The 15,230-nt window shown below is 74.0% G+C and carries 19 protein-coding genes and 1 pseudogene; 12 read left to right on the plus strand and 8 right to left on the minus strand.

Annotated features, from left to right (window positions below; genetic code table 11):
- Positions 1–218 precede the first annotated feature (218 nt).
- Positions 219–1,856, plus strand: a complete 1,638-nt coding sequence (locus tag ACLIYP_RS17065; RefSeq protein ID WP_412713992.1) for an FAD-dependent oxidoreductase — start codon at positions 219–221, stop codon at positions 1,854–1,856.
- Between the two features lie 37 nt (positions 1,857–1,893).
- Here the strand turns inward: ACLIYP_RS17065 and ACLIYP_RS17070 are convergent, their stop codons facing one another.
- Positions 1,894–2,310, minus strand: a complete 417-nt coding sequence (locus ACLIYP_RS17070; RefSeq protein ID WP_412713993.1) for an ATP-binding protein — start codon at positions 2,308–2,310, stop codon at positions 1,894–1,896.
- A gap of 152 nt (positions 2,311–2,462) precedes the next feature.
- On the opposite strand from ACLIYP_RS17070, the gene ACLIYP_RS17075 reads away from it, so the two are divergent.
- Both ACLIYP_RS17075 and ACLIYP_RS17080 read left to right on the plus strand, forming a co-directional pair.
- Complete coding sequence (locus ACLIYP_RS17075; protein WP_412713994.1) at positions 2,463–3,452, plus strand: Ppx/GppA family phosphatase; 990 nt, start codon at positions 2,463–2,465, stop codon at positions 3,450–3,452.
- 134 nt (positions 3,453–3,586) lie between these two features.
- Positions 3,587–3,760 (plus strand): hypothetical protein, encoded by a 174-nt coding sequence (locus ACLIYP_RS17080; RefSeq protein WP_412713995.1) that lies wholly within the window; start codon positions 3,587–3,589, stop codon positions 3,758–3,760.
- A gap of 119 nt (positions 3,761–3,879) precedes the next feature.
- On the opposite strand, the gene ACLIYP_RS17085 is transcribed toward ACLIYP_RS17080, so the two are convergent.
- Positions 3,880–4,284 (minus strand): arsenate reductase ArsC, encoded by a 405-nt coding sequence (locus ACLIYP_RS17085; protein ID WP_412713996.1) that lies wholly within the window; start codon positions 4,282–4,284, stop codon positions 3,880–3,882.
- A gap of 70 nt (positions 4,285–4,354) precedes the next feature.
- On the opposite strand from ACLIYP_RS17085, the gene ACLIYP_RS17090 reads away from it, so the two are divergent.
- From ACLIYP_RS17090 to ACLIYP_RS17110, 5 genes are all read left to right on the plus strand, one after another.
- A complete protein-coding gene (locus ACLIYP_RS17090; protein WP_093658086.1) occupies positions 4,355–4,669 on the plus strand; it encodes an ArsR/SmtB family transcription factor in 315 nt (104 codons plus the stop codon).
- Positions 4,666–5,769 (plus strand): ACR3 family arsenite efflux transporter, encoded by a 1,104-nt coding sequence (gene arsB / locus ACLIYP_RS17095; protein ID WP_412713997.1) that lies wholly within the window; start codon positions 4,666–4,668, stop codon positions 5,767–5,769. The genes ACLIYP_RS17090 and arsB overlap by 4 nt, the downstream gene beginning before the upstream one ends.
- Positions 5,766–6,824, plus strand: coding sequence for an ArsO family NAD(P)H-dependent flavin-containing monooxygenase (locus ACLIYP_RS17100; protein ID WP_412713998.1), 1,059 nt, complete (start codon positions 5,766–5,768; stop codon positions 6,822–6,824). The genes arsB and ACLIYP_RS17100 overlap by 4 nt, the downstream gene beginning before the upstream one ends.
- A gap of 115 nt (positions 6,825–6,939) precedes the next feature.
- Complete coding sequence (locus ACLIYP_RS17105) at positions 6,940–7,284, plus strand: STAS domain-containing protein (protein ID WP_412713999.1); 345 nt, start codon at positions 6,940–6,942, stop codon at positions 7,282–7,284.
- A gap of 250 nt (positions 7,285–7,534) precedes the next feature.
- Entirely contained in the window at positions 7,535–8,179 is a 645-nt protein-coding gene (locus tag ACLIYP_RS17110; RefSeq protein WP_412714000.1) for a hypothetical protein, read from the plus strand.
- A gap of 34 nt (positions 8,180–8,213) precedes the next feature.
- Here the strand turns inward: ACLIYP_RS17110 and ACLIYP_RS17115 are convergent, their stop codons facing one another.
- Positions 8,214–9,182, minus strand: a complete 969-nt coding sequence (locus tag ACLIYP_RS17115) for a pyridoxal-phosphate dependent enzyme (protein WP_412714001.1) — start codon at positions 9,180–9,182, stop codon at positions 8,214–8,216.
- Between the two features lie 71 nt (positions 9,183–9,253).
- Positions 9,254–9,874 carry an L-threonylcarbamoyladenylate synthase gene (locus ACLIYP_RS17120; RefSeq protein ID WP_412714002.1) on the minus strand — a complete coding sequence of 207 codons (621 nt, stop codon included), beginning with the start codon at positions 9,872–9,874 and terminating at the stop codon, positions 9,254–9,256.
- 134 nt (positions 9,875–10,008) lie between these two features.
- On the opposite strand from ACLIYP_RS17120, the gene ACLIYP_RS17125 reads away from it, so the two are divergent.
- Both ACLIYP_RS17125 and ACLIYP_RS17130 read left to right on the plus strand, forming a co-directional pair.
- Positions 10,009–11,022 (plus strand): ATP-binding cassette domain-containing protein, encoded by a 1,014-nt coding sequence (locus tag ACLIYP_RS17125; protein WP_412714003.1) that lies wholly within the window; start codon positions 10,009–10,011, stop codon positions 11,020–11,022.
- On the plus strand, positions 11,019–11,828 hold the full coding sequence (locus ACLIYP_RS17130) for an ABC transporter permease (protein ID WP_412714004.1): 810 nt from the start codon (positions 11,019–11,021) through the stop codon (positions 11,826–11,828). The genes ACLIYP_RS17125 and ACLIYP_RS17130 overlap by 4 nt, the downstream gene beginning before the upstream one ends.
- Before the next feature lie 108 nt (positions 11,829–11,936).
- Here ACLIYP_RS17130 and ACLIYP_RS17135 read toward each other — a convergent pair whose 3' ends face one another.
- The 3 genes from ACLIYP_RS17135 to ACLIYP_RS17145 form a co-directional block, all read right to left on the minus strand.
- Complete coding sequence (locus ACLIYP_RS17135) at positions 11,937–12,077, minus strand: DUF6126 family protein (protein ID WP_177213957.1); 141 nt, start codon at positions 12,075–12,077, stop codon at positions 11,937–11,939.
- Positions 12,067–12,738: a helix-turn-helix domain-containing protein gene (locus ACLIYP_RS17140; protein ID WP_412714005.1), complete on the minus strand. Its 672-nt coding sequence runs from the start codon at positions 12,736–12,738 to the stop codon at positions 12,067–12,069. Before ACLIYP_RS17140 ends, ACLIYP_RS17135 begins: the two co-directional genes overlap by 11 nt.
- Positions 12,739–12,959: 221 nt before the next feature.
- Positions 12,960–13,208 (minus strand): twin-arginine translocase TatA/TatE family subunit, encoded by a 249-nt coding sequence (locus ACLIYP_RS17145; RefSeq protein WP_412714006.1) that lies wholly within the window; start codon positions 13,206–13,208, stop codon positions 12,960–12,962.
- Positions 13,209–13,389: 181 nt separating this feature from the next.
- Here ACLIYP_RS17145 and ACLIYP_RS17150 point away from each other — a divergent pair, with 181 nt between their 5' ends.
- Together ACLIYP_RS17150 and ACLIYP_RS17155 are read left to right on the plus strand one after the other, a co-directional pair.
- Positions 13,390–13,794: a BlaI/MecI/CopY family transcriptional regulator gene (locus tag ACLIYP_RS17150; protein ID WP_412714007.1), complete on the plus strand. Its 405-nt coding sequence runs from the start codon at positions 13,390–13,392 to the stop codon at positions 13,792–13,794.
- A gap of 7 nt (positions 13,795–13,801) precedes the next feature.
- Positions 13,802–14,743 carry a M56 family metallopeptidase gene (locus ACLIYP_RS17155; protein WP_412714008.1) on the plus strand — a complete coding sequence of 314 codons (942 nt, stop codon included), beginning with the start codon at positions 13,802–13,804 and terminating at the stop codon, positions 14,741–14,743.
- A 91-nt stretch (positions 14,744–14,834) separates the two neighbouring features.
- Here ACLIYP_RS17155 and ACLIYP_RS17160 read toward each other — a convergent pair.
- Positions 14,835–15,230 (minus strand): annotated as a pseudogene (locus tag ACLIYP_RS17160) (sporulation protein); the annotation flags it as partial.

Here is a 15,230-nt window from a genome sequence, read left to right on the forward strand (position 1 = left end):
CGCGGGAAACGGGGGACTGGGGAACGGAGAGCACTCGCGGTGCGCCGTGACCAGGCGTCAGCCGCCGCGCACACCGATCATGTGACGAGTCATCCGGTACCGCAAGCAATGATGATCAACCGGGTGAAGTGTGGGCATCGCCTTCCGGACCGGGGCATTGATCTCCAGCCCGGCCGCACAGGCGCGCGCCGGCGGACACGATGAGCTGGAGGAGAGTGATGAGCCGAGAAGCCGACCTCAGGGTCCCGGTCCTCATCGTCGGCGGTTCCCTGACGGGTCTGTCCGCCTCGCTGTTCCTGGGCCGCCTCGGGGTGCGGCACACCCTGGTGGAACGGCACGCGGGAACCTCGATCCACCCGCGCGGACGCGGCAACAACGTACGGACGATGGAGCTGTTCCGGGTCGCGGGCGCCGAGCCGGCGATCAGGCGGGCGGCGTCGGTCCTGGCCGGCAACCACGGGATCCTGCAGACGCCCACCCTGGTCGGGGAGGCGGGCGAGTGGCTGTTCCGGGAGATCGATCCGGGCGGCGGGCTGGCCCGGTTCAGCCCCAGCTCATGGTGTCTGTGCAGCCAGAACGACCTGGAGCCGGTCCTGCTGGAGCACGCCCGGGATCTCGGCGGCGACCTGCGCTTCTCCACCGAGCTGACGTCGTTCGACCCCGACCCGGAGGGAGTCACGGCCGTGGTCGTGAACCGGGACACCGGGGAGCGCACCACGGTCCGCGCCGACTACCTGGTGGCGGCGGACGGCCCGCGCAGCCCGGTGCGCGAGAGCCTCGGCATCGGCCACAGCGGAGCGGGCGACCTGTTCCACAACGTCAGCGTCACCTTCCGCTCCCGCCGGCTCGCCGAGGTGGTGGGCGAGCGCCGCTTCATCGTCTGCTACCTGACCACCCCGGGCGCCGACGGGGCCCTGCTGCCGGTCGACAACCGGGAGCGGTGGGTCTTCCACGCCCCCTGGCACCCCGAACGGGGCGAGACGCTGGAGGAGTTCACCGACGAGCGGTGCGCGCAGCACATCCGCCGAGCGGTCGGCGTCGCGGACCTCGACGTGGAGATCACCGGCAGGGCCCCGTGGCACGCGGCGGAGCGGGTCGCGCGGCGGTACGCGGTCGGCCGGGTCCTCCTGGCCGGCGACTCGGCCCACGAGATGCCCCCCACCGGCGCTTTCGGCTCCAACACCGGCATCCAGGACGCGCACAACCTGGCCTGGAAGCTGGCCGCCGTACTCGGCGGCTGGGCGGGTCCGGGACTGCTGGAGACGTACGACACCGAGCGCCGCCCCGTGGCGCGGGCCACCAGCGAGCGCGCCTCGGCGCGCTCCGTGGAGCACAGCCACCCCGGCTACGTTCCCGTGCCCGGGGCGGGCGGCGGACGCGCGGGCGGCATCCTCGGCGTGGTCCTGGGCTACCGCTATCCGCGCGGCGCCGTCGTGGGCGCCGACCCCCAGGCGCCGCCCGTCCCCGGGGAGTTGCGGCTGACGGGCGAACCGGGCAGCCGGGCGCCCCACATGTGGCTGCGCCGCGAAGGGGAGCGGATCTCCACCCTGGACCTGTACGAGCGCTCCCCGGTCCTCCTGGCCGGAGCCGGTGCGGCGGCCGGATGGCACGAGGCGGCCGGCCGGGTCGCCGAGAAGCTGTCGGTGCCGCTGGTTGCTTACCGGATCGGCGCCGGGGCGGACGCCGACCTCGTACCCGAGGACGGCGCGGACTGGGCGCGGGTCCACGGCACGGAGCCCGGCGGCGCGGTACTGGTGCGCCCCGACGGGTTCGTGGCGTGGCGTTCGGCCGGGCCGGTCCCGGACCCGGAGGCGGCGCTGCGCAGTGCCCTCTCGGCGGTGCTGGCGCTGGACTGACAGCTCCCGTCCGCGGGGCCCGCCGGGGCCGCGGTATTCACCCGGCGGGCCGCCCGGACGGGCGGAAGCAGGCGGTGACGGTCTTGCCGTCCGCGCAGGGGCGGGCCTCCCACTCGTCGGCCAGGGCGTCGACCAGGAACATGCCGCGTCCCGACGTCCGCTCGGTGCTGGGGGAGCGGGGCGCGGGGAGGTCGGCGGAGGAGTCGTGCACGCTCACGTGCAGGCAGCGGTTGTCCCACGTCAGCACCAACTGGGCGGCGCTGTGCGCGTGCACGTGCGCGTTGGTCACCAGCTCCGAGACGGTCAGCAGCACCGCGTCCACCGTCTCCGGTGCGGATTCCGTCCACCCCAGCGACTCCAGATGACCGCGCGCCCACTCCCGCGCGGCCTTCACCCCGCTGGAAACCGGCAGTGACCGCGCCCATCCCACGGCCCGCAGCGACGACTCGCACACGACGGCCCACCTCCCTGCTCACAGCCTGTCTTCTACCCCCGGCGGGCCGGGGCAATGGCGCGGCCCCGCGGCACCGGCTGGAGATGGCCGGTCCGTGCCTGTGCCCGGCGGGCGATGGCATGTTGCGCGGCGCCGGGGGGCACGAGCCCTCCATGCGTTTGGCGGTTGTGGACGTGGGATCCAAGACGGTGCGGCTCGTGGTGGCCGATTGCGGCGGTGACATACCGCTGCCGGTGCACACGGCCAAGCGGCGCCTGAGGCTGGCCGAGTACGTGGAGCCGGACGGACGGCTCGGCGAGCGGGCGGTGGACGCCGTGGTGGCCGCGGTCGCCGAGGTGAGGGAGGAGTCCGCCCGCTGGGGGGTGGAGCAGCCCTTCGCCTTCGCCACCGCGGTCATCCGGGACGCGCCCAACCGCCACCAGGTCCTGGAGGCCGTGCACAGCGGGACGGGGGTGCCCCTGTACGTCATGTCGGGTGTGACGGAAGGGGAGTTGTCGTTCCTGGCGGCCCGGCAGTGGATGGGCTGGCAGGCCGGCCCGATGGTGCTGCTGGACATCGGCGGCGGCTCGCTGGAGGTGGCCTTCGGCCGGGACCGGACGCCCGGTTTCGTGGCCTCGCTTCCGCTGGGCGCGGGGCGGATGACGCGCGAGTACTTCGGAGAGGCGGACCCTCCGCCGGCCGGCGCGGTCAGGGAGCTCAGACGCCGTGTACGCCACGAACTGCGGGACGTGGCGGTCCGGATCCACTGGGAGCGCCCCCGTACCGCCGTGGCCGTCTCGCGCACCTTCCAGCAGCTGGCCCGCCTGTGCGGGGCCCCTCCGGGGAAGCTGGGGCCCTTCGTCACGCGCCGCATCGAGCGCCGGGACCTCAAGGCGGCCGTGGAGCGGCTGGCCTCCCTGCCCGCGGCCGCCCGCGCGCAGTTGCCCGGCATCTCCGCCGCCCGCGCCCGGCAGTCCCTGGCCGGAGCGGTGATAGCGCACACGGCCATGCGGTGCATGGAGATCGAGACCGTCACGCTCTCCCCGTGGGGGCTGCGCGAGGGGGTCATGCTCAGGCAGATCCGGGAGCGGGCCCCGTTGTGGCACGAGGCCGCGGCGGACGTACGCCGCAGGGAATCGTCCGGGGTGGTGCCGACGCCCTGAGCCGGGCCCCGCACGACCGCCGCGGTCCGGCGTACGGACGGTCAGGGGCGTTGTGGGCCGCGAAGGTTGAAGGGCCGGTGTCCGGCTGGTCCCACGGGGCAGACGGTTGACACCACACGGACAAGGGAGGCCTCATGCTCGGCATAGTGGCGGCGGTGCTGTTCTTCCTCGCATTCCTGGTCAACGTCGCGGAGCTGGCGACGAACGAACTCTTCTCGTCGACCAACCTCATGCTCCTGGGACTGGGCTCGCTGGCTCTCCACGTGGCGGGGATCGGCGGCGGACGATCCGTCCGCCGGAGCCGCTGACGCGGGCACGGCCGTACCGGCGGCGCCGGCGGCGTGCGCCGCGCTCCCGGCGGACGCGTGGACCGAGGGCCGGTACCTCCCGCGGGGGTACCGGCCCTCGGCCGTGGACCGCGGCGGCCTCAGAGCGCGTCGATCTCGGCGATCAGGTTCTCGATCCGGGCGCGGATCTCGTCGCGGATGGGGCGCACGGCCTCCACGCCCTGCCCGGCCGGGTCCTCCAGCTTCCAGTCCAGGTACTTCTTGCCGGGGAAGACCGGGCAGGTGTCGCCGCAGCCCATGGTGATGACGTAGTCGGACGCCCGGACGGCCTCGACGGTCAGCACCTTGGGCACCTCGGCCGACATGTCGATGCCGGCCTCCCGCATGGCCTCGACCGCGGCCGGGTTGACCTGGTCGGCCGGTGCGGACCCGGCGGAGCGGACCTCGATCCGGTCGCCGGCCAGGTGAGTCAGCCAGGCGGCGGCCATCTGGGAGCGGCCGGCGTTGTGGACGCAGACGAACAGCACGGACGGCTTGTCGGGCATGCGGGGTCTTCCTTCGGCTCGTCGGGGGACCGGGTGGCATCACCCCCGGCTGATGTGACAGTATCAGTCCATGCTGACGTCAGTCGATACTGACCTGATCCGGGTGCTCGCCGATCCGCTCAGGATGCGCATCGTGACCCTGCTGGCCACCGAGACCCTGTGCACCACCCACCTGGTGGCCGAGACCGGGGCCAAGCAGACCAACCTCTCCAACCACCTGCGCGTCCTGCGCGAGGCCGGGGTGGTGGAGACCGAACCGTGCGGCCGGTACACCTACTACCGGCTGCGCCCGGACGTCATCGAGCACCTGGGCCGCTCCTTCACGGAGCTGGCCCGCACCGCCCGCACCACCCGCGCCGCCGAGACCAGAAGGGCCTGCCCGTGACCACCGCCGAAGAGACCACCAGACCGGCCGGCCCTCCCGAAGGCGGCGGCATCGTCGCCCGCCTCTCCACCCTGGACCGGTTCCTGGCGGTGTGGATCCTGCTCGCCATGGCCGCCGGCCTGGGCCTGGGGAGGCTGATCCCCGGCCTGAACGGCATCCTGAGCAAGGTCGAGGTGGGCGGCATCTCGCTGCCCATCGCCCTGGGCCTGCTGATCATGATGTACCCGGTGCTGGCCAAGGTCCGCTACGACCGGCTCGACGCCGTCACCGGCGACCGCCGCCTCATGGCCTCCTCCCTGGTGATCAACTGGATCGTCGGCCCGGCCGTGATGTTCGCCCTGGCCTGGATCTTCCTGCCCGACCTGCCCGAGTACCGCACCGGACTGATCATCGTCGGGCTCGCCCGCTGCATCGCCATGGTCATCATCTGGAACGACCTGGCCTGCGGCGACCGCGAGGCCGCCGCCGTCCTGGTGGCGCTGAACTCCGTCTTCCAGGTCCTGGCCTTCGGCCTGCTCGGCTGGTTCTACCTCGACCTGCTGCCCGGCTGGCTCGGCCTGGGCGACGGAGCGGCCCTGGACATCTCCATGTGGGAGATCGCCGCCAACGTCGTCATCTTCCTCGGCATCCCGCTGGCCGCCGGCTACCTCACCCGCCGCCTGGGCGAGCGGAAGATGGGCCGCACGGCCTACGAGCAGAAGTTCCTGCCGCGCATCGGCCCCTGGGCGCTGTACGGGCTGCTGTTCACCATCGTCGTCCTCTTCGCCCTCCAGGGGGAGACGATCACCTCCCAGCCGTGGGACGTCGCCCGCATCGCCCTGCCGCTGCTGGTGTACTTCGCCCTGATGTGGTTCGGCACCTTCGCCCTGGGCAAGGCCATCGGCCTGGCCTACGACCGCACCGCCACCCTGGCGTTCACCGCCGCGGGCAACAACTTCGAACTGGCCATCGCGGTCGCCATCGCCACCTTCGGCGTCACCTCCGGCCAGGCCCTGTCCGGCGTCGTCGGCCCGCTGATCGAGGTCCCGGTCCTCATCGCGCTGGTCTACGTCTCCCTCGCCTGGCGCAGGAAGTTCACCGCGGCACAGCCGGGGTCATGACGCGGCGCACGGACGTGGTGGTGGTCGGCGGCGGCCAGGCAGGGCTCGCCGCCGGCTACCACCTGCGCCGCCAGGGCCTGGGCTTCACCGTCCTCGACGCCCAGGACGCCCCCGGCGGCGCCTGGCGCCGCATGTGGGAGTCCCTGCGCCTGTTCTCGCCCGCCGCCCACTCCTCGCTGCCCGGGTGGCCCATGCCCGCGCAGCCCGGCCAGACCTACCCGGACGCCGCCCACGTCATCGGCTACCTCGCCGACTACGAGAAGCGCTACGACCTGCCCGTACGGCGCGGCGTCCGCGTCCACGGCGTGCACCGCGACGGGGAGCGGCTGCGGGTGGAGACCGACTCCGGCGCCTGGTCGGCGCGGGCAGTGGTCTCGGCCACCGGCACCTGGTGGCGTCCCTTCCTCCCGGCCGTCCCCGGGCGGGAAGCGTTCCGGGGCGGGCAACTGCACACCGTCGGCTACCGGAACCCCGGGCAGTTCGCCGGCCGGCGCGTCGTCGTGGTCGGAGGCGGCAACTCCGGCGCGCAGATCGCCGCCGATCTCGCACTGGCCGGCGTGGAGGTGACGTGGGTGACGGCTCGTCCGCCGAGGTTCCTGCCCGACCACATCGACGGCCGCGCCCTGTTCGACGTGGCCACCGCCCGCCGCCGGGCCCTGGAGGCGGGGCTCGACGACACCGGCGGAGTGGCCTCCCTCGGCGACATCGTCGCCGTGCCGCCCGTGCGCGAGGCCAGGGACGCCGGGCTGCTCAAGGCGTCGCCGATGTTCGCCCGCCTCACCGCCGACGGCGCCGCCTGGGCCGACGGCACCCGGGCCGCGGCGGACGCCGTCATCTGGTGCACCGGCTTCCGCCCCGCCCTGTCCCACCTCGCACCGCTGCGGCTGCGCACCGCCCGCGGCCGCATCCGCACCGAGGGCACCCGGGCCCTGGACGAGGCGCGCCTGCACCTGCTCGGCTACGGCGACTGGACCGGCCCCGCCTCGGCCACCCTCATCGGCACCGGCCGCCCCGCCCGCGACGCCGCCGCGGAGATCGCCGCTCTGATCCGGTGACGCACGCCCCGGCCGGCGCCGCGCGCCGGGCACGGCGGGAAGTGGTGAGAGGCTGGAGGGAGAGGACGAACACGAGCGCGCAACCACCGCCGGCCCACACACGGAGGAGGTCGCCGTGGCATCCGAGCCGCAACCCACCGCACGGGCACGCCGTCCGACCCTGGCGATCACCGAGGCGGGGCGCCGCCGTGCCGTACTCGCCTTCTCCGGCCGGCTGGACGCCGGAGTGCTCGGCGAACTGGAGGAGCGGCTCGTGGACCCGCGGCTGCTCGACGCCCAGGAAGTGGTACTGGAGATGGGCGACCTCGACCACATCGACCTGGCATGCGCCTACGCCCTGATCCGTGCGGCCACCGGGCGGCCGCAGAGCGCCGCACTGACCGTCCGCGGAGCCGACCGGACCGTCCGGCGGACCCTGCACGCCGTCGGCCTGGACGCGGTCGCGGTGATCGAGGAGTGACGGCGGGCGCCCCGTCCGGAGACATCCGGCACCGGGCACCCGGCACCGGCGCTCCGGCCAGGACGCGCGCGGGAACCGTCGGGCGGACGTAGCGAGCGAGGCGGACGTAGCGGACGAGGCCGGCTCCTCGCCCCTCGTGCCCCCGTGTTCCCCCTCGTGCGGGCGGGGACCGCCGATCTTTACGGGGCGGCGGGCGGGGCGCTACCGTCTGCCTCGCCGTTGTCCCCCGAGGCCGCCCGCTGGAGTCCCCATGCGCCGAACCGTGCTCGCAGCGGTTCTGATGTCCTTATCCCTGCCCCTGACCGGATGCGGTGTGGGCGGTGAGCCGGCCCCGTCGGCCGCCCCCGACCCCTCCGCCTCGGCGACGGCGCGCCCCTCCGGAGCGCCGTCCGCCGGGCCGTCGGCGGTACCGACCGGGAGGACCTTCGCCTGGCCGGACGGCCTGGAGGCGACGGCGACGGTACTGGGACGGCTGCGTCCGGCGGACCGTACGGACGTCCGGGACGGCACGGTGGACGGGAAGCGGCTGGCCGGGGCCCGCGAGAAGCTGCTGGGACGCGACAGCGAGCCGCTGGGGCTGCGCGTGAGGCTCACCAACAACGGCGACACCCCCCTCGACCTTGACGCCGTGGAGGTCCAGTGGGTGGGCACCGAGGTGGGCGGCATGGCCCAGAAGGCCGCCGACGACGGCGGATTCGAGGGCGAGCTGGCGCCCGGCGAGAGTGCCACCGAAATGAGCGCCTGGGCCGTGCCCGACCTCGTGGCCGTCGGCTACCAGGTGCTCGTATGGCCCGAGGGAGCCAGGAACGGCGCGGCCGGGCAGTTCTCCGGCGCCGTGCCGGGCGCCTCCCTGCGCCCGCCGGAGGGCGGGGGTCACGACCACTCGGACCACTAGGTCCGCCGGACCGCAGGCGGTGCACGCGCGCGGATCAGCCCCCCAGGAGTTCGGCGAAGCGCCGCGCGCCGATGTTGCCGCCGGAGACGATGACGCCTATGCGGGACGGCAGGGGCCCCGGAAGCCCGGCGAGCACGGCCGCCAGGGCGGCGGCGCCGCTGGGCTCGACGACCGTTTTCAGCCGTTCGAAGGCCAGCCGCATCGCCTCGCGGATCCGGCCGTCGTCGACCAGGACGATCTCGTCGACCAGCCGGCGGTTGACGGAGAAGGTCAGCTCCCCGGGCGTCTCCGCGGCCAGGCCGTCGGCGATGGTGCGCGGCACGGGGATCGAGACGCGCCCGCCCGCCTCCAGCGACCGCCTGGTGTCGTCCCCGGCCTCCGGCTCGACGCCGATCACCCGGATCCCGGGCAGCAGGCCCTTGGCGGCCGTGGCGCTGCCGGCGATCAGCCCGCCGCCGCCGACCGGGGCCACCAGGGCGTCGAGCTCGCCCGCCTCCTCGATCAGCTCCAGGGCGGCGGTGCCCTGGCCGGCGATGATGTGCGGATGCTCGTAGGGCGGGATCAGCGTCAGCCCGCGCTCGGCGGCCAGCGCCCCGCCGAGGGCGACCCGGTCGCCGGTGTAGCGGTCGTAGGTGACGATCTCCGCGCCGTACCCGGCGGTGGCCTCCAGCTTGGAGCGCGGGGTGTCCTCGGGCATCAGGATCACCGCGGTGGTGCCCAGCTCCCGCGCGGCCAGGGCGACGGCCTGCGCGTGGTTGCCCGAGGAGTAGGCGGCGATGCCGCGGGCCAGTTGCTCGGGCGACAGGCGCGAGGCGGCGTTGTAGGCGCCGCGGAACTTGAAGGCCCCGACGCGCTGGAGGTTCTCGCACTTGAGGAGGACCTCGGCGCCGACGAGGGAGTCCAGGGTGCGCGAGCGCAGCACGGGGGTGCGGTGGGCGACGCCCTCGATCTGCGCGGCGGCGTCGCGGACGTCCTCCAGCGTGACCGGAGGTGTGCTCGTCATGTCGGTGCTCCATGAGGTGTCGGGTGTGTGCGGGGCGGTCGCCGGCCGCGGGTGCGCGGCCGCCGGCGCGGCTACTCGAACCGCGAGGTGTCGCCCGCCCCCCGGCGTACGATCTCCGCCTCGCCCCCGGAGAAGTCGATGACCGTGGTCGGCTCGGTGCCGCAGTCGCCCGAGTCCAGCACGGCGTCGACCACGTGGTCGAGCCGCTCCTTGATCTCCCAGCCCTGCGTCAGCGGTTCTTCCTCGCCGGGCAGGAGCAGGGTGCTGGACAGCAGGGGCTCGCCGAGTTCGTCCAGCAGGGCCCGGGTGACGACGTGGTCGGGGATCCGGACCCCGACCGTCTTCTTCTTCGGGTGCATGAGCTGGCGCGGCACCTCCTTCGTCGCGGGAAGGATGAAGGTGTAGCTGCCGGGCGTCGCCGCCTTGACCGCGCGGAACACGTCGTTGTCGATGCGCACGAACTGGCTCATCTGCGCGAAGTCCCGGCACACCAGCGTGAAGTGGTGCCGGTCGTCGAGGTTCCTGATCGACCTGATCCGGGCGATGCCGTCACGGTTGCCCAGGCGGCACCCCAGCGCGAAGCAGGAGTCCGTGGGATACGCGACGAGCGCGCCGGAGCGGATGTCCTCCACCACGGTGCCGATGGTGCGCTGCTGGGGGTTGTCGGGGTGCACGTCGAAATACCTCGCCATCCCGCCGACCCTACGCGATCAGGCCACCGCGGCGAATGTCAGTGGCGTGCGTCACAGTTGTCCATAGGGCCGTTCCCGGGCCGGGGGCCGGAGGCGGCATCCGAGCGCGACCTCGGTTCGAGGAGGCGAGTCCCATGGCACGCGCGTACGCGATCCAGGCGGAGGGCCTGGCCAAACGCTTCAAGGACACCCCGGCGCTGGACGGCGTGGACCTGGCGGCCCGCACCGGGACGGTGCTGGGGCTGCTCGGGCCGAACGGAGCGGGCAAGACCACCGCCGTGCGGATCTTCGCCACCCTGCTCCAGCCGGACGCGGGGCGGGCCGAGGTCGCCGGCCACGACGTGGTGCGGGAGGCGGGGGTCGTGCGCTCCCTGGTCGGTCTGACCGGCCAGTACGCGGCGGTCGACGAGAACCTCACCGGTACGGAGAACCTGCTGCTGATCGGACGGCTGCTGGGGATACCGAGGCGTGAGGCGAAGGCGCGGGCGGCCGAACTGCTGGAGCGCTTCGGGCTGACGGACGCCTCGGGGCGCGCGGTGAAGACGTTCTCGGGAGGCATGAGGCGCAGGCTGGACCTGGCGGCGAGCCTGGTGGGCCGGCCCAGCATCCTCTTCCTGGACGAGCCGACGACCGGGCTCGACCCGCGCAGCCGGGGGGAGCTGTGGGACATGCTGCGCGGTCTGGTCGCCGAGGGCGTGACCGCGCTGCTGACCACGCAGTACCTGAACGAGGCGGATCTGCTGGCCGACCGGATCGTGGTGATGGACAAGGGCCGGATCATCGCCGAGGGCACGCCCGACGAGCTGAAGTCGCAGGTGGGCGGGCAGGTGCTCCAGGTGCGGCCGGTGCGGGAGCGCGACCTGGCGGCCGCGCACTCCCTGGTGGCGCGGACGGCCGGGCCGCAGACCAGGATCGAGGGGGACGCGGTCACGGCGCCCGTCGGCGGACCGGAGCTGATGCCCGCGGTGGTCCGCGGTCTGGACGGAGCCGGTATCGCGGTCGGCGAGCTGACGCTGCGCCGCTCGTCGCTGGACGAGGTCTTCCTGGCGCTGACCGGCCACCGCGCCGGGCCGGACGGAGGACGGCGGGAGGCGGCGAAGGCCCGCGGCGGCGAGCGGGACACGGAGAGGACGGTGAGCGCGTCATGACCGCCACGACAGCCCAGACCCCCGTCACGGCCGGCGGCCGGGTCCGCCCGGGCGCGGGACTGCGCCAGACCGCCACCATGGCGTGGCGGAGCCTCGTCGCGATCAAGCACAACCCGCTGGAGCTCGTCGACTACAGCATCACACCGATCATGTTCGTCTTCCTCTTCACCTATGTGCTCGGCGGCCAGATGGCCGGGTCGCCCGACGTCTACCTGACGTACGCGCTGCCGGGGATCATCGTCCAGAACACCCTGTTCATGACCACCTACACGGCGCTGGCCCTCAACACCGACCTCACCAAAGGCGTCTTCGACCGGCTGCGCAGCCTGCCGATAGCCCGTTCCGCCCCGCTGATCGGCCGGATCACCGCCGACCTGGCCAAGCACGTGTGGGCGATGCTCCTGATGATCGGCCTGGGCCTGGCGCTCGGCTTCCGCATCACCGGCGGCTTCGGCGGCTTCCTGGCGGGCGCGCTGCTGCTCGTCGTCTTCGCGGCGGCGGTCTCCTGGGCCGCGGTGCTGATCGGCATGCTGGCGGGCGACGCGGAGAAGGTCCAGGCGTTCGGCTTCACCCTGATCTTCCCCATCACCTTCACCAGCAGCGCCTTCGTCGTCGTCGACACCATGCCCGGCTGGCTGCAGGCATGGGCGGACGTCAATCCGGTCACCCATCTGTCGGACGCGTACCGCGGTCTGCTGCTGGGCGGTGAGGTGGGACGGCCGCTGATGTGGTCGCTGGTCTGGGCGGCGGGGATAGCGGCCTTCTTCTATCCGCTGGCGATGAGGGCGTACCGGGCGAAGGCCTGAGGAGACGGGCCGGGCCCGCCCTCCCCGCGGCGGCGCCGGTGCACGGCCGAGGACGGCCGTGCACCGGCGCCGCCGCGGGGAGGGGCAGGGAAGAGGGGGCGGGAGGGGTCACTCTCCCCCGAGCGTGAACAGCAGGTAGAGGAAGAACGCGAAGAGGTGGCCCGCGACTATGTAGGCGAACAGGCGGAGGACGAGCCCGCGGGGGAAGCGGCCGTCGCCGCGCTCGACGCCGGTGTCTTCACTCGGCATGGACGTCACCTTCCGGAGATCGGGACGGGTCGGTGTGCCGCTGGGCTCCCTGCCGGAGCGGCCGGTCCCCGCCGCCCAGGCACAGATCGCCGATGTGGCTCCGCAGCAGTGTGTGGACGAAGAGCAGGTCGGCCCCCTCCGGGGGGACGGCGGTGATCCGGTGGGGGGTCAGGCTGTCGTAGTGGGCCGAGTCGCCGGGGCCGAGGAGGTGCTCGTGCCCTCCCAGGACGAGGCGCAGGCGGCCGGTGAGGACGTACAGCCACTCCTCGCCGGCGTGGGTCCGGACCAGGTCGTTCTGGGTGTCCGGGGGGATGTGCACACGCAGCGCCTGCATGGCCCGCCGTGACCCGCCGGCCTGACGGTAGACCCAGCCGCCGGCCTCGACCGGTTCCACCTGCCCGGCCCGGACGACCGGATCCCTGTCGGGGGGCGCCTCGCCCAGCAGGTCCGCGACCGTGGTCCCGTAGGTCCGGGCGAGGGCCAGGAGAAGCGGCAGCGACGGCTGGCGCTGTCCGGTCTCCAGGCGGGACAGGTGCGCGGGGGACAGGTCGAGCCGTTCGGCGGCGGCCTCCAGGGTGAGACCGCCCCGTCTGCGCAGAGCGCGCAGACGGGGCGCGACACCGGGCAGGTCCATGCCCGCGTCGGGAGTTCTTTGGCCCATGCACTCATTGAGTCATGGTTATGTCTGCGGGGCAAGTTGTTTGCCTGAGAGGCAAGCCCGAATGGGTGCGAAGCTCGCTTTCCGTTCTGATTCCAGCGCGAGGGCGCGGATCGCGCCACTGCGCGGCCCCGCTGCCCCAGGCGGCCGCACGGACCGGCGCGGAACCGTACGCGGTCGCCCTGCCGTGGTCCGGCCTCCCCCTCGCCGCGCCGGCCCGCCCCTCAGCGCGGTGTCCCGGGCCCGGGGGCGGTCCCCGGGCCCGAGGGCGCCGCTCCGCCGTCGTCCGCCCTGATCACGCGCGGTCCCGGAGCGGGGTGCCCGGAGGCGCGCTCGGACCTCATCGCTTTGGCCTCGCTCTTGAGGATGCGGGCGGACTGGCCCGCGGAGCGGGCCAGCTCGGGGAGTCTCCTGGCGCCGAAGACGACGACGGCGACGATGATGAGGATGGCGATCTCGCTGATCCCGAACATCCGTTGCTTCCTTTCCGGAGGCGGGGCGGGGTCCGCGCCCCGGCGGGGGCGGTCGGCGGAGGACGTCCTGAATCTACATCAATGTAGAAGGTGTGCGAGTGCCGATCCGGCCACCGCTCGCCTACGATGTACGGCCGGCCCGGCCGGGGTGACGGGGGCATGGCTGGAAGGAGACGGCAGGGTGGATCAGGAGAGGACCGGGCAGTCCGGGCGGCCTCGTGCGCGCCGGCGCGGCCAGGGCGAGTTGGAGGTGCAGGTGCTGTCGGCGCTGCGCCGGGCTCCGGGGCCGGTGGACACCGCCTGGGTGCGCGAGCGGCTCGGCGGCGAGTTGGCGTACACCACCGTGATCACCATCCTGACCCGGCTGCTGGCCAAGGGCGCGGTCGTACGGGAGAAGGCGGGACGCTCCTTCGTGTGGTCGCCGACGGCGGACGAGGCGGGGCTGGCGGCGCTGCGCATGCGGCGGGTGCTGGACGGGGAGAGTGACCGTCAGGCGGTGCTGGCGAGTTTCGTGACCTCGCTGCCGCCGGGGGACGAGCGGCTGCTGCGGGAGCTGCTGGAGCGGGCCGAAGAGCCGGGGGAATGAGGCGGTCGTGGGGGTCTTCGTCTTCCTGCCGCTGGTGTTGCCGCTGACGGCCTGGCCGATCGCGCGCCTGGCCGAGCAGCACCTGCACCCGCGCACCGCCACGGTGCTGCTGTCGGCGGCGGCCGGGGTGCTGGCGGTGTGCAGCACGGTGTGCCTGGCGCTGCTGATGGTGGTGGGCACCGCACAGCTGCCGGGCAATCCACTGCCGGACGGCTGGTCGGATCCGGAGGTGCGCGAGGCGGTCCCGTACGACGAGGTGGCGGGCCGGGCGGCCATCCCCGCACTGCTGGCGGTGGTGGCGGCCTGCGCGCGGACGCTGTGGGTGCACCGCCGGGTGCGGCGCCGGGCAGTGCGGGCGCTGGAGGGCGCGCGCGGCCGCTCGGTGGCGGTGCTGCCCGACGGTGAGCCGTACGCGTACGCGCTGCCCGCGGACCGGGGCCGGCGGGGCCGGGTGGTGGTGTCCACGGCGATGCTGTCGTGCCTGGAGGGCGGGGAGCGGCGTGCGCTGTTCGCGCACGAGCGTGCGCATCTGACCGGCCGGCACCACCGGTTCCTGCTGGCGGTGCACCTGGCCGCGAGGGCGAACCCCTTCCTGCGGCCGCTGCGCACGGCGGTGTCCTACACGGCGGAGCGGTGGGCGGACGAGGAGGCGGCGATCGCGGTCGGCAGCCGGCGGGCGGTGGCGCGGGCGGTGGGCAAGGCCGCGCTGGTCTCCCGCGGCGTCCCCCCGGGTACGGCACCGGCCCACTTCGCCGCGGCCGGTCCGGTGCCGCGACGGGTGGCGGCCCTGCTGGAGCCCGCGCCGACGGTGCGCCGGTGGCCGCCGGTGTTCACCACGGCGGGGCTGGCTGCCTGGACGGCCGCGGCGGGGACGACCGTATCGGCGCTGTCGTCGGCGAACTCCGCCGTCACCCTGTTCCTCCTGCTGAAGGCGGCCACCCCGCTGTAGGGCCCGGGCGCGGCGGCTTCACGGACACCGCCCGCCCCGTGCCGCGGGGGGTCCGGGCCGCGCCGCCGCGGCCCGGACCGGGAGCTCGGGGTCAGCCCTCGTCCTCGCCTCCCTCGTCCTCGTCCTCGAAGGCGTCGCCGATCTCGTCGACCACCTCGGCCGCGATCATGCCGCCGGCGACGCCGACGGCGAGTCCGGCCGCGCCCGCGGCGATGGCGGTGCCCATGCCGGGGCCGGAGCGGTGGCCGTCGTGGTGCTCACCGTGACCGTGACCGTGAGCGTGGCCGTGGTCGTCCTTGTGGGCGTATCCCCCCTCGTGGGGGGCTGGGTGCCCGTAGGGTGCCGGGGCGCCGTACGCGGCGCGGTGTTCGAGGAGCTGCCGTACCCAGCCGTCGACCTCGGTGTTCCAGTCGCGGACGTCCTGGTGGCCGACGGTGAAGCGGGTGAGGGCGTCGTGTCCGCCGCCGAACGGGCCGCCGCGCTTGTC

The organism is Streptomyces nanhaiensis, assembly GCF_046614825.1.
GTDB lineage: Bacteria > Actinomycetota > Actinomycetes > Streptomycetales > Streptomycetaceae > Streptomyces > Streptomyces radiopugnans.

Bases quoted from the DNA above. Each gene is read 5' to 3' on its own strand.
- ACLIYP_RS17075 (WP_412713994.1), top strand. From the start codon at position 2,463: ATGCGTTTGGCGGTTGTGGACGTGGGATCCAAGACGGTGCGGCTCGTG.
- ACLIYP_RS17115 (WP_412714001.1), bottom strand. From the start codon at position 9,182: ATGACGAGCACACCTCCGGTCACGCTGGAGGACGTCCGCGACGCCGCC.
- ACLIYP_RS17065 (WP_412713992.1), top strand. From the start codon at position 219: ATGAGCCGAGAAGCCGACCTCAGGGTCCCGGTCCTCATCGTCGGCGGT.
- ACLIYP_RS17145 (WP_412714006.1), bottom strand. From the start codon at position 13,208: ATGTTCGGGATCAGCGAGATCGCCATCCTCATCATCGTCGCCGTCGTC.
- ACLIYP_RS17085 (WP_412713996.1), bottom strand. From the start codon at position 4,284: ATGCCCGACAAGCCGTCCGTGCTGTTCGTCTGCGTCCACAACGCCGGC.
- ACLIYP_RS17130 (WP_412714004.1), top strand. From the start codon at position 11,019: ATGACCGCCACGACAGCCCAGACCCCCGTCACGGCCGGCGGCCGGGTC.
- ACLIYP_RS17125 (WP_412714003.1), top strand. From the start codon at position 10,009: ATGGCACGCGCGTACGCGATCCAGGCGGAGGGCCTGGCCAAACGCTTC.
- ACLIYP_RS17135 (WP_177213957.1), bottom strand. From the start codon at position 12,077: ATGCCGAGTGAAGACACCGGCGTCGAGCGCGGCGACGGCCGCTTCCCC.
- ACLIYP_RS17110 (WP_412714000.1), top strand. From the start codon at position 7,535: ATGCGCCGAACCGTGCTCGCAGCGGTTCTGATGTCCTTATCCCTGCCC.
- ACLIYP_RS17140 (WP_412714005.1), bottom strand. From the start codon at position 12,738: ATGGGCCAAAGAACTCCCGACGCGGGCATGGACCTGCCCGGTGTCGCG.
- ACLIYP_RS17120 (WP_412714002.1), bottom strand. From the start codon at position 9,874: ATGGCGAGGTATTTCGACGTGCACCCCGACAACCCCCAGCAGCGCACC.
- ACLIYP_RS17080 (WP_412713995.1), top strand. From the start codon at position 3,587: ATGCTCGGCATAGTGGCGGCGGTGCTGTTCTTCCTCGCATTCCTGGTC.
- ACLIYP_RS17090 (WP_093658086.1), top strand. From the start codon at position 4,355: ATGCTGACGTCAGTCGATACTGACCTGATCCGGGTGCTCGCCGATCCG.
- ACLIYP_RS17100 (WP_412713998.1), top strand. From the start codon at position 5,766: ATGACGCGGCGCACGGACGTGGTGGTGGTCGGCGGCGGCCAGGCAGGG.